Source organism: Pediococcus damnosus, from assembly GCF_001437255.1.
GTDB lineage: Bacteria > Bacillota > Bacilli > Lactobacillales > Lactobacillaceae > Pediococcus > Pediococcus damnosus.
Genome location: NZ_JQBD01000015.1, coordinates 19,066 through 33,808 on the forward strand (window position 1 = coordinate 19,066; position 14,743 = coordinate 33,808).

At 37.4% G+C, this 14,743-nt stretch carries 10 protein-coding genes and 1 pseudogene; 4 read left to right on the top strand and 7 right to left on the bottom strand.

What is annotated here, in order from left to right:
• Positions 1 to 7: 7 nt before the first annotated feature.
• The 5 genes from IV84_RS03490 to IV84_RS03510 all read right to left on the bottom strand — a co-directional run bounded on the left by IV84_RS03490 (position 8) and on the right by IV84_RS03510 (position 8,205).
• Positions 8 to 1,030, bottom strand: coding sequence for an ABC transporter permease (locus tag IV84_RS03490; RefSeq protein ID WP_046870869.1), 1,023 nt, complete (start codon positions 1,028 to 1,030; stop codon positions 8 to 10).
• 4 nt (positions 1,031 to 1,034) lie between these two features.
• Entirely contained in the window at positions 1,035 to 1,964 is a 930-nt protein-coding gene (gene opp3b, locus IV84_RS03495) for an oligopeptide ABC transporter permease (protein WP_046870868.1), read from the bottom strand.
• A 119-nt stretch (positions 1,965 to 2,083) separates the two neighbouring features.
• Positions 2,084 to 3,712, bottom strand: coding sequence for a peptide ABC transporter substrate-binding protein (locus IV84_RS03500; protein ID WP_046870867.1), 1,629 nt, complete (start codon positions 3,710 to 3,712; stop codon positions 2,084 to 2,086).
• Between the two features lie 352 nt (positions 3,713 to 4,064).
• Complete coding sequence (locus tag IV84_RS03505) at positions 4,065 to 5,702, bottom strand: peptide ABC transporter substrate-binding protein (protein WP_046870866.1); 1,638 nt, start codon at positions 5,700 to 5,702, stop codon at positions 4,065 to 4,067.
• 868 nt (positions 5,703 to 6,570) lie between these two features.
• Complete coding sequence (locus tag IV84_RS03510; protein ID WP_056986114.1) at positions 6,571 to 8,205, bottom strand: peptide ABC transporter substrate-binding protein; 1,635 nt, start codon at positions 8,203 to 8,205, stop codon at positions 6,571 to 6,573.
• 336 nt (positions 8,206 to 8,541) lie between these two features.
• Between IV84_RS03510 and hflX the strand changes: the two genes are divergently transcribed.
• Positions 8,542 to 9,819 carry a GTPase HflX gene (gene hflX, locus IV84_RS03515; RefSeq protein ID WP_046870864.1) on the top strand — a complete coding sequence of 426 codons (1,278 nt, stop codon included), beginning with the start codon at positions 8,542 to 8,544 and terminating at the stop codon, positions 9,817 to 9,819.
• Positions 9,820 to 9,903: 84 nt separating this feature from the next.
• Here hflX and IV84_RS03520 read toward each other — a convergent pair whose 3' ends face one another.
• A complete protein-coding gene (locus IV84_RS03520; protein ID WP_046871452.1) occupies positions 9,904 to 11,529 on the bottom strand; it encodes a peptide ABC transporter substrate-binding protein in 1,626 nt (541 codons plus the stop codon).
• Positions 11,530 to 11,857: 328 nt separating this feature from the next.
• Here IV84_RS03520 and IV84_RS03525 point away from each other — a divergent pair, with 328 nt between their 5' ends.
• The 3 genes from IV84_RS03525 to IV84_RS03530 are packed head-to-tail and all read left to right on the top strand — an operon-like array spanning position 11,858 to position 14,112.
• On the top strand, positions 11,858 to 13,192 hold the full coding sequence (locus IV84_RS03525; RefSeq protein WP_046871451.1) for an APC family permease: 1,335 nt from the start codon (positions 11,858 to 11,860) through the stop codon (positions 13,190 to 13,192).
• 17 nt (positions 13,193 to 13,209) lie between these two features.
• Positions 13,210 to 13,362 carry a hypothetical protein gene (locus IV84_RS10875; protein ID WP_155515903.1) on the top strand — a complete coding sequence of 51 codons (153 nt, stop codon included), beginning with the start codon at positions 13,210 to 13,212 and terminating at the stop codon, positions 13,360 to 13,362.
• A 6-nt stretch (positions 13,363 to 13,368) separates the two neighbouring features.
• On the top strand, positions 13,369 to 14,112 hold the full coding sequence (locus tag IV84_RS03530) for a magnesium transporter CorA family protein (protein WP_338090415.1): 744 nt from the start codon (positions 13,369 to 13,371) through the stop codon (positions 14,110 to 14,112).
• A gap of 142 nt (positions 14,113 to 14,254) precedes the next feature.
• Here IV84_RS03530 and IV84_RS11005 read toward each other — a convergent pair.
• Positions 14,255 to 14,743 (bottom strand): annotated as a pseudogene (locus IV84_RS11005) (oligopeptide ABC transporter substrate-binding protein); the annotation flags it as partial.

The following is a 14,743-nucleotide window of genomic DNA, read 5'->3' on the forward strand; positions in this document are numbered from 1 at the left end:
CTTCCTCCTATCTGCGGGCTGTTCGCGGATCAAACGCATCACGTAAACCATCAGCCAAAATATTAAACGCAATCATAATAACGGATAACACAATTGCAGGGTACCACATTTGATATGGTAAAAATTGGAAGTTCTTTTGCCCATCACTAATCAATGTTCCTAGCGAAGCAGTTGGAGCTTGAATCCCAATTCCGATATAACTTAAGAAAGCTTCGAAGAAAATAGCGGATGGAATTGTGAACATCGTTTGAATAATGATGACACTTGATAAGTTAGGTAACAAATGTTTGATCGCAATTTTAAAGGTTGATTCACCCAACGTCCTCGCCGCTAACACATACTCTTGCGACTTCAACTGCAAGGTTTGCGCTCGCGTCAGCCGGGCCATCGTGGTCCACCCATTAAAGGCAATCGCCAAAATAATTGGCAACATACCGCCCTTTAAAACAAGCATGAATAACACCATGATAACGATGTTAGGGACGGATGAAATAACTTCAATTATCCGTTGCATGACAATATCAGTTATACCACCCTTCCAGGCCGAAACAATCCCGTACCCGACCCCGACAATCAAATCAATCAAAGTGGCAAAAAGACCAATTAATAAGGAAACTAAAGTTCCTCGTAAAATTCGTTGTGCCAATGAACGACCTAAGTAATCAGTTCCTAATGTGTAGTGAACTTTGCTTGGAACATGATTTTGTTTGTAAGCATCTACTCGTTTACCAGCAACTACAGATGTTCCGTTCAACCCGTTGATATTTACACCGGGAATCTTAGGAGGCAAGTTTGCGTAGTTTGGATTAGATTCATTTGGATGAGAAGCTGTAATTGGTGATGTAAAAGCAACCACAAAGATTATAGCCAAGATCCATAAAGCAATGAAAGAAGCCTTATTTTGTTTTAACCGACGCCAAGCATCCTGAACAAATGTCCGGGAAGGGGCGACAATTTTTTCATCATCTAGTTCATCTTTTTTAGATACCGGCTCAAACGCATCCGGTGCTAAATTCATTTTTTCTTCCATTTATTTACCCCTCATTCCCAGAAATTCGGATTCGTGGATCAATAATTCCGTATACAATATCAGTCAAAAGCAAGATTGCACAAAGTAATGCGGAGTATAACATGGTAACTCCCATGATGGTTGGGTAATCATTAACCAAGATAGATTTTACAAATTGTTCCCCAATACCTGGTACAGAGAAAATGTTTTCAACAACCATTGATCCAGTCATAATTGCTGCTGCTAAAGGACCAATAACCGTAACTAACGGAATTAAACTATTTCGTAAAGCATGATGCCAAACGATTCCAGTTCGGCTTAGCCCTTTTGCCTTTGCCAGCTCAATATAGTCGCTTCCCAAAACATCGACCATTTCCGTCCGGACAAACCGCGAAGTTTCCGCGAACGGTGAAGCTGCCAACGCCAAGGTTGGTAACACTGTGTACGAGAATCCACCCCAATCAGCAATTGGGAACCATTGAAGCTTCAGACCCAAATAATACTGAAGCAAAATGGCAAGCACAAAACTAGGAATTGAAATTCCTAAAATTGAAATAAACGTTGAAGCACCATCAATCCATGTGTTTTTACGAATGGCACTTAAAGATCCAACGATGATTCCAAAGAAGACACCCACAATGATTGCCTGAGCACCTAATTGTAACGAAGGACCAATTCGGCTTGAGATCAGGTAAGAAACTGGCTGATCACTAAATTGATATGATAACCCAAAGTTTCCATGTGCTGCATCCACAATATAACTTATATATTGCTGCCAAACCGGTTTGTTCAATCCATAATGCTCATAAATTATTTTGATCTGCTGTGGTGATAATTTTGCCTGATTATTCAATGGTGTTCCTGGCATCAACTTCATTAAGAAGAAGGTGATACTTGCAATCAGAAACAGCGTTAAGAACAGGTAAAAGATTCGCTTTAACAAATATTTTGCCATTTATATTCCTCCCAATCTTTCTTCCAAGCCAGCTTTGGCTCTATAACAAAGGGGGTAAGAGTCAGCAGTTACACGGGGCCCTTACCCTCCTGTCCAAAGTTAACGCCTATTTATAAAAATTATTTTGTTAAATACAAACCTTTATAGTCAAAGTTGACACCAGCAGTGTTATAAACAACACCCTTCAACTTAGAACTCCAAAGTTGTGATTGTGCTTGCTGGAAGACAGGTGCAATTCCTTGGTCATTCATCAAAATCTTTTCAGCTTGTACCATATCGTCCCAACGTTTTTCAGGATTTGTAGCATCAGTTGTATTAGAAGCCTTGATTAATGCATCATACTGCTTATTGCTGAATCCACCATTATTCTGAGCATTTCCGCTTACAAATAATTGTAAGAATGAAATTGGATCAGAGAAGTCGGCGCCCCATGCAGAAAGAACAACATCGAACTTACCATCTGATGAATCTGACAAACGTGTCTTAAATGGTACGTTTTGCAAGTTGACCTTCACATTTGGTAGCTTTTCAATTTGTGACTGTAAGAATTCAGTGATTTGCTTTGTTGAAGCTGTATCATCACCAAGAAGTGTAAATGTTAAGTTTGATTTGCCTTCTTCTTTAAGTCCTTCAGCCATTAACTTCTTAGCTTCCGTCAAGTTTTGTGTAACAGCAGGCTTAACTTCAGCTTCAGTTGCAAAGTCTGTACCAGTCTTAGGATTGCTTGCTAAACCAGATGAAACGAGTCCCTTTGGATTGGTTGAACCATCGGCAAGAACTTTACCAGTTAATTGGTTTCGGTTGATTGACATTGAGATAGCTTTTCGAATCTTAGCGTTACGGAATACTTTTTCTTTCTTCATATTATATTGAAGATAGAACATTGATGATTGTTTCCGTAAAACGTAATCCTTGTTGTTCTTGTATTGGGCAACTTGGTTACCAGTAATGTTGGCAACATCAAGTTTTTTACTATTATACAAGTTCAAACCAGTACTTGCATCTTTGACAACCTGATAATTAATGGTATCCATCTTCACATTCTTTTTATCCCAATAATTATTATTTTTCTCAAGTTTCCAATTTAAGTTTGTGCCAGTCCAACCAACTTGTTTGTATGGACCATCGTAAACTAATTTATCAGAAGCTGTTCCGTACTTAGAACCATACTTTTCAACAGCTTTTTGATTCTGTGGATAGAATGTTGGGAAGCCCATCAATAGCTTGAAGTAGGCAATTGGTCGATCTAGCGTAACAACTAATTTATACTTGCCGTCAGCCTTAACGCCTAACTGCTTGTAGTTCACTTTACCAGACGAGATCTTGTCGGCATTCTTAATTCCGGAGAACAAGTATGCGTATTCAGAAGCTGTCTTAGGATTTACTGTCCGTTGCCAACCATAAACAAAATCTTTTGCGGTAACAGGATCGCCATTACTCCACTTAGCATTCTTACGAAGTGTAAAGGTCCAAGTCTTACCATCTTTAGATTCCTTCGTGTTGGTTGCAAGAGCATTAGTAACCTTGCTCTTTTTACCTAGTCGGTAAAGACCTTCTTGGGTATTTCCTAACTGTGTAAATCCAACTACATCGGTAACCTTCGATTGATCCATTGTCGAAATTTCAGCACTTTCTTCAAAGTTAACTGTTTTTTTCGACGAACTGCTGTTTTTGGATCCACAGGCAGCCAAAACTAATGTTGAAGCTAGCGCGACGGCTCCAACCTTTACTGCTGATCTAACATTCATAATTATTTATCCAACCCCTTCGTGAAATCTTAACGAATTTCATCAATATGTACTTTCTTAACAAAAGTTGTTCTTATTATATATTAGAAGAAGATTAAATTCAATCGTTCTCTCTAATTTTGTTACCGATAAGAACCATATTAATCAAATTACATACACAATGATCCAGCACCATTGCTGCATGTATCCGGTTTATGTTACATTTTAAAAAATGCTCATTTTTGCTCATGAAATTATTTAAAATTAGCCCATAAAGCGGTGGTATCCGTTACGAATTCTTAGAAAGATCACATTTGTGAAAAGAATAAGGGAAAAGAGTCCTAAAACTCTTTCCCCTTATAATATTGTAAATTTATTTTGCCAAGTAAAGACCTGAGTAATCAAAGTTAATACCAGAAGTATTGTAAACTTCACCCTTTACCTTTGAGTTCCAAAGTTGTGATTGGGCTTGTTGATAGATTGGTACGATCCCTTGTTCGTTCATAAGAATCTTTTCAGCCTTAACCAAGTCAGACCAACGTTTTTCTTTGTTGTTAGCATCAGTCGTGTTAGAAGCCTTGATCAAATTGTCATACTCTTTATTGCTCCATGAACCATTATTGTTTGATCCACCGGTTACAAAGAGCTGCAAGAATGAGATTGGATCAGCAAAGTCAGCACCCCATCCGGTAACAACTGCATCGAACTTACCATCTGTTGAGTTTGACAAACGGGTTTTGAATGGAATGTTTTGAACATTCACTTTAACGTTACTGCCCAATTTTTCAATCTGGGACTGCAAGAATTCATTTGTTGACTTACCAGCTGGTGTATCATCAGCCATCAACGTGAATTCAAGCTTAGACATTCCCTCTTCTTTTAAGCCTTCCTGCAATAACTTCTTAGCTTCAGGTAAGTTTTGCGTAACGGCTGACTTAACTTCTGCTTCTTTAGCAAAGTCCTCACCAGTCTTAGGATTCTCTGCTAATCCAGATGAAACATAACCCAGTGGATTTTGAGAGCCATCAGCAAGAACCTTACCTGTCAATTGGCTACGATCAATAGACATTGAAATTGCTTGACGAATCTTCTTGTTCTTAAAGTACTTGTCTTTCTTTTCATTCAATTGAAGATAGAAGGTTGAAGCTTCCTTACGTAACTTGTAGTCTTTGTTGTTTTTGTATTGCGCAACTTGGCTACCAGTAATTGTCGTAACATCAAGCTTCTTACTATTGTATAGGTTCAAAGCTGTTGATGAATCTTTGACAACCTGATACTTAATTGTGTCCATCTTCACGTTCTTTTTATTCCAGTAGCTGTCATTTTTTTCAAGCTTCCAGTTTAAGTTAGTTCCAGTCCAGCCAACAGATTTGTAAGGACCATTGTAAACTAATTTATCTGAAGCTGTTCCGTATTTAGAACCATACTTTTCAACAGCGTTTTGGTTTTGTGGGAAGAAGATTGCAAATCCCATTAACAACTTAAAGTAAGGAACGGGACGATCCAAAGTAACAGTTAATTTGTAATCACCATCAGCCTTAATGCCTAAAGTTTTGTAATTGGCTTTACCGGCCATGATTTTATCTGCATTTTTAATTCCTGAGAAGAGGTATGCATATTCAGACGCCGTCTTGGGATTAACCGTGCGTTGCCAAGAATAAACAAAATCTTTAGCGGTTACTTTATCCCCGTTACTCCACTTAGCTCCTTTACGAAGCGTAAAGGTATATGTTTTCTCATCTTTGGAAACTTTAGTCTTAGTGGCTAAAGCATTATGAACAGAACTGTTTTTACCTAAACGATAAAGACCTTCTTCAGTATTAGCTAACTGTGTTAAGCCAATCGTGTCAGTAACTTTAGAAGTATCCATGGTAGGAATTTCAGACGCTACCATAAAACTAACAGACTTTTTGTTTGACGAGGTACTATCACTTTTTGACCCACATGCAGCTAGGACAAATGTTGAAGCCAATGCAACGGCTCCTAACTTTACTACTGATTTCACATTCATAAACGACATCTCCCCTTAATTTGTTAAGTAATTTTTAATTACTTGATGTTTGTGCATTTCACGAATTGTTATTATTGTACATTAAAAACAAATTAAATTCAACACAATAAATTAATTTGTTTTTAATTCTTTATATTTTTAATTCGTAATTTTACTGCATACATCCCACTATATCAGTGCACAGCCATTTTATGTTAAACGCCTTAATTATTTAATTTTTTACTCATTTAACTAACGATAAAGATTTAAAGGTTGAAAGGGCAAAATTGCATCCAATTGCTTGATAAAAACGTTCATGGTAACAAAACCAGATTAAAAATGCCGTCTTCCGGCAAATCTGGGCCGGAACGTAGTGGGCACGACTTAGAGCCGAAGTACACGTCTCTAAGCTCGGCCTTTATCTAAACGAAAACCGTTAAGATAAATGACACTACTGGGCCCATTTGCTTCCAGACTTAATCAGGTATTAAAACTAATTATATTTAGCACAAAAGTTGTTATGGAAGCAGTCATTGAGCTATCTGCAGACAACGACTTCTTCAGTTCGAAGGCGTTTTGGCCTCAGGGGTAAAATTTATCTTAGCGACTTTTGCTTAGATAAAGATCGAGTTTGAAGACAAGTAACCTGTTTGGCTTCAAATCGTGCCCGCCATTACACGTAACGGTGTCGATTCTTGTGGCAAAGATAGCCGCAAGAACTCGCACCCCGTTCCAGGCCAAGGGAACCGTAGAACGGTAAATTAACCTAAATTTAACATCGGTAGTCCAAGCCTTTTTCGTACTTTCTGCCTTTGAATAAAGATTTTTATCGACAAAAAAACGTTGAAAGTATTAAACTTTCAACGTTTTTAAAGATTGTCGATTTTGACTACTTTTTAATATAAAGTTTTGAGTAATCAAAGTTGTTGCCAGCAGTGTTATAGATAACACCTTTGACTTTGCTGCTCCACAATTGTGAATTAGCCTGTTGATAAAGCGGTACGATCGCTTGATCATTCATCAAGACTTTTTCAGCCTGAACCAAATCACTCCAACGCTTGTCAGGATTTGTGGCATCAGTCGTATTCGAAGCTTTGATCAACTTATCGTATTGTTTATTACTCCAGTCACCATTATTCTGTGCGTTGCCAGTTACAAACAACTGCAAGAATGAAATTGGATCAGAAAAATCAGCGACCCATCCAGTAACAACGGCATCAAATTTACCATCACTAGAATCACTTAAACGAGTCTTAAATGGAATGTTTTGAACAGTGACTTTAACATTGCTGCCTAATTTTTCGATTTGTGATTGTAAGAATTCGTTAGTAGATTTACCAGCATCCGTATCATCAGCCATTAAAGTAAACTTCAGATTGGACATGCCTTCTTCTTTCAAGCCTTCCTTCAATAATTTCTTAGCTTGAGTAAGGTTTTGAGTAACAGCTGGTTTGACTTCGGCTTCTTTAGCAAAGTCTTGACCAGTCTTAGGATTCTTAGCTAATCCTGTTGAAACATAGCCTAAAGGATTCTGTGAACCATCAGCAAGAACTTTTCCAGTTAACTGTTTACGATCAATGGCCATTGAGATCGCTTGACGGATCTTCTTGTTCTTGAAGTACTTATCCTTCTTTTCGTTCAATTGAAGATAGAAGGTCGAAGCTTCCTTACGCAAAACGTAATTCTTGTTGTTCTTGTATTGTGCAACTTGATCTCCAGTAATTGTTGTGACATCCAACTTCTTACTATTATATAGGTTCAAAGCCGTTGATGTATCCTTAACAACTTGATAGTTGAGGGTGTCCATCTTCACGTTCTTTTTGTTCCAGTACTCTGGGTTTTTAACAAGTTTCCATTTCAAGTTCGTACCAGTCCAGCCAACTTGTTTGTAAGGACCATCGTAAACTAATTTATTAGAAGCTGTTCCGTATTTAGATCCGTATTTTTCAACAACTTTTTGGTCTTGTGGGAAGAAGATACAGAATCCCATTAATAACTTAAAGTATGGAATTGGTCGATCCAACGTAACAGTAAGCTTATATTTGCCATCAGCTTTAATTCCTAACTGTTTGTAATTAACCTTGTTAGCTGCAATTTTATCAGCATTCTTAATTCCAGAAAATAGATAAGCATATTCAGAAGCCGTCTTGGGATTTACTGTGCGTTTCCAAGAATAAACGAAATCTTGGGCAGTAACCGGATCCCCATTACTCCATTTTGCGTTCTTACGAAGTGTGAAAGTCCATGTCTTACCATCTTTAGATTCTTTTGTTTTGGTTGCCAAGGCATTATGTACAGAACTATTTTTGCCTAACCGATAAATACCTTCTTCAGAGTTTGACAACTGAGTCATGCCAACAACATCAGTTACTTTTGATGTATCCATCGTTGGAATCTCGGAAGACTCCATAAAGTTTACTGATTTGTCACTTGACGAACTACTACTCTTTGACCCACATGCGGCCAATACAAATGTGGAAGCTAAAGCAACCGCACCTAACTTAATTACTGATTTTGCTTTCATCCAATTCGACTTTCTTTCTAGCATTTTTTTGCTTTTTTACTACCGTTTTTCAAAAGCGACTTTATTATAGGTTAAACGAATATTAAATACAACAGAATTTACTAATTTAATTTTAACCATTACTTATGTGTTTCTTATTAAAGCCTTTCCATCACCTGAAATAAAGACATATCATTATTAATGTTACAAAGATTACATTTAATGTGACTCTCATTAATCATTTAATAAGTAATTTCTTTCTCTGCTGACTTAGTTTTGATTATCAAGGTTGCTATTGCTTAAGCACACCGCGTCGCTATGCTATACTGAAGGCATTAAAGAATTCGAGGTGTCCTTATGACAGAAAAAGTCATTATTGCAGGTTTAGAGTTGCCTAACCAAGACATGGATTATGCCATGCAAGAGTTAGCAGCCTTAGTTGAAGCAAATAATATGGAAGCAGCCGAAACTGTTATTCAAAAATTAGACCGTCCCAACGCCGCTACTTACTTTGGTAGTGGTAAGGTGGTTGAGCTTCATGAACTCGGCGAAAGCATCAATGTTCACACCCTTGTTGTAAATGCTGAACTTTCACCAAGCCAAATTAGAAACTTAGAAAAAGAATCAAAACTGGATGTGATTGACCGAACTGGTTTAATTCTAGAAATCTTTGCTAATCGCGCTAAATCCAGAGAAGCAAAGCTCCAAGTTGAAATTGCCAAGTTAAATTATCAAATGCCTAGATTACGAACCAGTTCTTCACAACGCCTTGATCAACAGTCAGCGGGTGACGCAGGTGGTGGGTATACCAACCGTGGTGCTGGTGAAACCAAGCTGGAAATGAATCGGCGCACAATTCAACAAAGAATTAATAATTTGAATCATGAGTTAAAAGAAATGACCACCTCTAGTGCCGTTCAAAGACAAAAACGTGACCAGACAGGTCTTCCTAGTGTCGCTCTAGTAGGTTATACAAATGCTGGTAAATCAACAACGATGAACGGTCTTGTTCGGTTGTATGGTGAAAGTGACGAAAAACAAGTATTCGAAAAAAACATGTTGTTTGCTACATTAGATACAAGTGTTCGAAAACTAACTTTTCCTGATCAAAAACAGCTCTTGCTAAGCGATACGGTTGGTTTTGTCAGTAACTTGCCTCATCAACTTATTAAGGCCTTCCGTTCCACTTTGGCAGAAGCGGCCCAGGCTGATCTTTTAGTTCAAGTAGTGGATGTTTCTGATCCTCACTTTCGCGAAATGATTCAAACAACCAACGAAACCTTACAAGAAGTCGGTGTTACTAAGGCCCCAATGATCGTGGCTTTCAACAAAGCTGACGTGGCTGATGTCGAATTTCCAACTCTTGAGGGCAATGAAGAAATCACTTATTCTGCTAAAGACAAAAAGTCACTCATCCTCTTAACCAATATGATTAAGCAAAAAGTCTTTACAGGCTATCGAGAAGCCACCTTCCTGATCCCGTTTGATCAGGGACAAATTGTCGACTATCTTAATCAACATACCAATGTATTAAAAACCGACTACAAAGAAACCGGTACAGAAATTGTAACCGAGCTAAGTAGTGATGATTATCAACGTTTCCATAAATATCTTGTAGAACCAGTTGAAGATTAAAAATAAATTTTCATAATTACAGACTCACAAAAAAATCGTTACCTGCCTTTATAGGAAGATAACGATTTTTATTTTGCCAACAGATTACTTTTTAACAGTTAAGTTCTTGTAATCGTAATAGATTCCTGCCGAATTATGCACCAAACCTTTGACATTTTGATTCCAAAGTTGGGCCTGGGTACTTTGATAAATTGGGGCTACCCCCTGATCCTGCATTAAAATCTTTTCGGCCTGCACCATATCTGCAAACCGTTTTTCAGGATTAGTTGCATCAGTCGTATCGGCTTTGTTAATTGCCTTATCATAATCAGCATTCTTCCAACCGCCATTATTCTGGGCATTTCCAGAAGTTAAAATTTGAAGAAACGAGATTGGATCAGAAAAATCGGCTGCCCATCCAGATAAAGCCACATCAAATTTTTTATTTTTCTCATCAGTTAAAAATGACTTGTAAGGAATATTTGTTAATGTAATCTTTACCCCTGGTAACTTTTCCCAATCCGATTGAAGAAACTCTGAGGCTTTTTTACCCACATCACTATCGTTATTTAATAAATTTAAGGTTAGGGTCTTTTTACCCTCTTCTTTTAAACCTTCCGCCATTAATTTTTTAGCTTTTGGCAAATTATAAGAAACAGCTGAAGGTACCTCTGCCTGTGCCGAGAAATCTTGACCAGTTTTAGGATTTTTCATTAAACCGCTTGAAACGAAGCCTTTTGCAGATTCAGATCCGTCTGCAAGGACCTTTCCTGTTAATTGATCTCGATTTATTGATAATGAAAGTGCTTGACGAATTTTTTTATTTTTTAAACTCGAGTTCTTAGTTTGATTGAATTCTACGTAAGATGTCTGGGCAAGTTTTCGACTCACAAAGTTCTTGTTTGTCTTATATTGCGCTACCTGACTTCCAGTTAGGGTTGTTTCATCCAGTTTTTTACTATTATATAAATTCAATCCGGTTGTTGAATCCTTAATGGTCTGAAAATTCATTTGACTAAGTTTCACATGACTTTTATCCCAATAATTAGGATTTTTAACCATCTTCCAACTCAGATTGCTTCCTGTCCATCCCTTTTGCACAAACGGTCCGTTATAAACCATATCTTTTGAAGTTGATCCGTACTTACTACCGTATTTTTCAACCACCTTTTGATTTTGTGGGAAGAAACTAGGAAAACCCATCAATAATTTAAAATAAGGGATTGGCGTATCTAAAGTCACAGTTAGTTTGTATTTACCGTTCGCCTTAATCCCCAGAGTTTTTACCGGTGCTTTCCCAGATGAAATTTTATCAGCATTATGAATCCCCGAGTACAAGTACGCAAACTCAGAGGCTGTTTTAGGATTGACCGTTCGTTGCCAAGCATACACAAAATCTTGAGCAGTCACTTTGTCTCCGTTACTCCACTTGGCATTTTTTCTCAGCGTAAATACATACTTCTTACCATCTTTTGACTCCGTTGAATGAGTTGCAATACCAGGTAAAATTTTACTGTTGTTACCGATTCGATATAATCCTTCATTAGAATTCGATATCTGCGTTAAACTCGTATCATCAATTGCTGTGGATGAATCCAGACTCGTGATTTCAGTTCCTGTGGACATATTCACAATTTCTTTTTGACTTTCCTTTTTATTGCCACATCCTGCTAACGTTACGGCAATTAATGCTCCAATTACTGAAATTTTTAAATTTTTATGATTTTTCATGGCTTTTCTCCCTTGTTATTCTTAACAAGAGTTATTATATACATCTTTATTGAATATATCAACATATATTTGAATGTTTATTCATAATTGCCAAGTTTTACGTTATTATATTCATTTTAGATTTCACTTAGTCGTTTATTTTCCAAATGATTCCGCCAAATAAATTAATCAGTTTGATACTGGGGAGTATTCAACATAATCTTTGTTTGAATTTAAAATTACTCGCTTAACTGTGTTAAATGCTAACTGTCGAAAGCGTTTACTAGTTGTTCCTATCATATATTTACGTTACAATATTACATAAATTAATTTTGGGGAGGTATTCTTAATGAATAATGAAAAAGACGAGGTTACACTGAATCGCTCACTGGGACTCTGGTCCGCACTGGCACTCGTCATTGGGACCATTATTGGCTCTGGAATCTTTGTCCGCCAAGCAGCCGTTTTGGATGACGCTGGTTCCACCACTAATGCCATGTTAGCCTGGCTTGCAGGTGGCATCATTACCTTAACCGCTGGTCTCACCATTGCTGAAATTGCCTCCCAAATGCCAAAAACTGGCGGTCTTTACTACTATATGGAAAAAATCTACGGCAAAGTTTGGGGATTTTTAGCCGGTTGGATGCAAATCATCATCTACGGTCCCGCAATGATTGCTTCTCTTGCTGCCTACCTCGGAATTTTATTGGTTGATTTTTTCAATATGCCGCATTCGTGGACCGTTCCGATTGCCCTTATTACCGTTGTCCTCGTTGCTTGTTTAAACTTATTATCTAACCGGTATGGCGCAAGTTTTGCCATCATAACAACCATCTGTAAACTGGTTCCGGTCATTGCTTTAATCGGATTTGGCCTCTTCTTTGGTAAAGAAAATGCCTTTTCGCAAAGCTTTACCACTGTCCATCAATCTGCTGGTAACTTTGGAGTAGCAATCCTAGCCACCCTATTTGCCTTTGATGGTTGGATTTTAGTAGCCAATCTTGGTGATGAAATTAAAAATCCTGAAAAACGGCTTCCACAAGCAATTACGTTCGGAATCTCCTTAGTGCTGGTAATTTATATGTTAGTCACTTTTGGTGTTTTCCGGAGTATGCCTGCTGAATTAATTCATAAACTTGGCATCGGCGCCATCCCTTATATGGCTGATAAAGATTTCGGGACCATCGGCGGTAAAATTCTAAGTATTGGCATTATCATTTCAATTGTTGGCTGCATGAATGGTAAAATCATGACGTTCCCACGAATCATGTATGCCATGGCACGTGATCACGAGCTCCCGTTTGCCAAACAGCTTTCTTATTTAAATCGTAAAACGCAAACTCCTGTTGTTTCTGTCATCACAACCGTTACAATCTCAGCAATTATGATTCTGTTTTTTAATGCCGATCGGCTTTCAGAGCTATGTATTTTCACTGTCTATTGTTTCTACGTAATGACCTTCGTTGGTGCATTTATCCTACGTAAACGAGAACCGCACTTGAAACGGCCGTTTAGTACCCCATTATTTCCAATCACCCCAATCATTGCCATTTTGGGATCCCTTTTCGTCATTGTGAGCGAAATCCAATCTGATTTGGTTGGCGTTGCTTTTTCCTTTATTTTTGTTTTGCTTGGCTTTCCAGTGTACTATTATTGTAGACATCATTACAAAAACGAAAATTAGGATGGGGAGATTTAGCTTTGATTAAAACCTATGCAACTGATCAGCAACATAAATTTGATTTAACGCTTATTCAAGATTGCAGTGACGACGATAAAAAGCAACTAGTTGAAGACTTTAATTTGCCTTCACTAATTTTGGAGTACGTGGATGACAAAGACGAACCTGCCTGAATCGAAATTGATGATGACAATCAGTATGCACTCCTGGTTTTCTGGGCTCCTTTAAAGGGCAGTGCACATTCTGAACCAATATCTGTTATTTTCTTCAACAAAAAACTATTCATTTTTTCGAGTACTGAAATGCGTTTCGTCAATGACACCATTGCTGATCTACGTACCAAAAGCTTTGATAAACGAATGGCTTTTGTTTTAGATTTGCTTCTGCCAATCATCCGTAAATATATTGGCCGCGTCACTAAACTGGAATATCGGGCTGACCAAATTCAAAGTAATCTAACTGCTAAAAGTCGTATGAAACATTTGAACGAACTTACATTGATTAACCAAGACGCTATTTACTTACGTTCGGCAATTCAAGAAAACTCAGACTGCTTTTCTGACATTAAATCTATTTCAAAAGACACAAACGTATCTTTTGACAAAACTTGTAATCGTAAGCTTCACAATATTCAATTGGAAACTAACCAAGCTAGTCGGATGATCGGTTTAATTTCAGAAAGTGTCGACCAATTAAGCAGTACCTATGATCGTTTAATCAATAATAATTTAAACGATATTATGCGTTTTCTCACAATCTGGTCTCTCTTGTTAGCTGTACCACCAATTGTTAGTGGCTTTTATGGCATGAATATGCATCTGCCATTGGTAACCGGATCACTGTCATGGGTAGCCTCCTTAGTGCTTACTGGCATTTTGATGTTGGCTTTGCTTATCTATTTACATAACCACCATTCAGTTTAATCGGCACAATTCTAAACACTTTACTGGTTAAAGTGTTTTTTGTTACAAAAATCTGCGCAAAAAAAATCCACCAGAAATCAAGTTAATTTCTGGTGGATTATTTTGATACTCATCTAACAGCCTTCATTTAGGGGTTGGCTAATTATTTCGACAAGCTGTTAGATGTGACTTGAACTTTAGACCAGTTTGTTTGCAAACCGTTTGCAACAGTTGAATTTCCTGTAAGATAGAAATTCTTTACTCGATTATTAACAGGATACCAATTTAAAACAGTGTTTTCTGGAACATATGCTGCTTCCTTGTTCATATATTCCTGCCATTTTTTAAAGGCTTTTACACGATAATTAGTATTAAACGCCTTTTGAGAATCGATATTATTCAAAAGTTTAGTATTTTCTTTCGTGACAAACCGACCCATATTATATGGCGCATTTTCATTAAATAAATCAGCTGGAGATGGCTCACTTGAAAGTGACCATGCAGCTTCAAACATATCAATGTCACTTGAGTTTGCTTGAACTTTTTCATAGAAATTATTCATATCCAATAAACGACCATTTGTTAATTTTACACGTAATCCAATTTTCTTCCATTGTTGAATATAATTGTATGTGTCAAGTTTTCCTAGGTG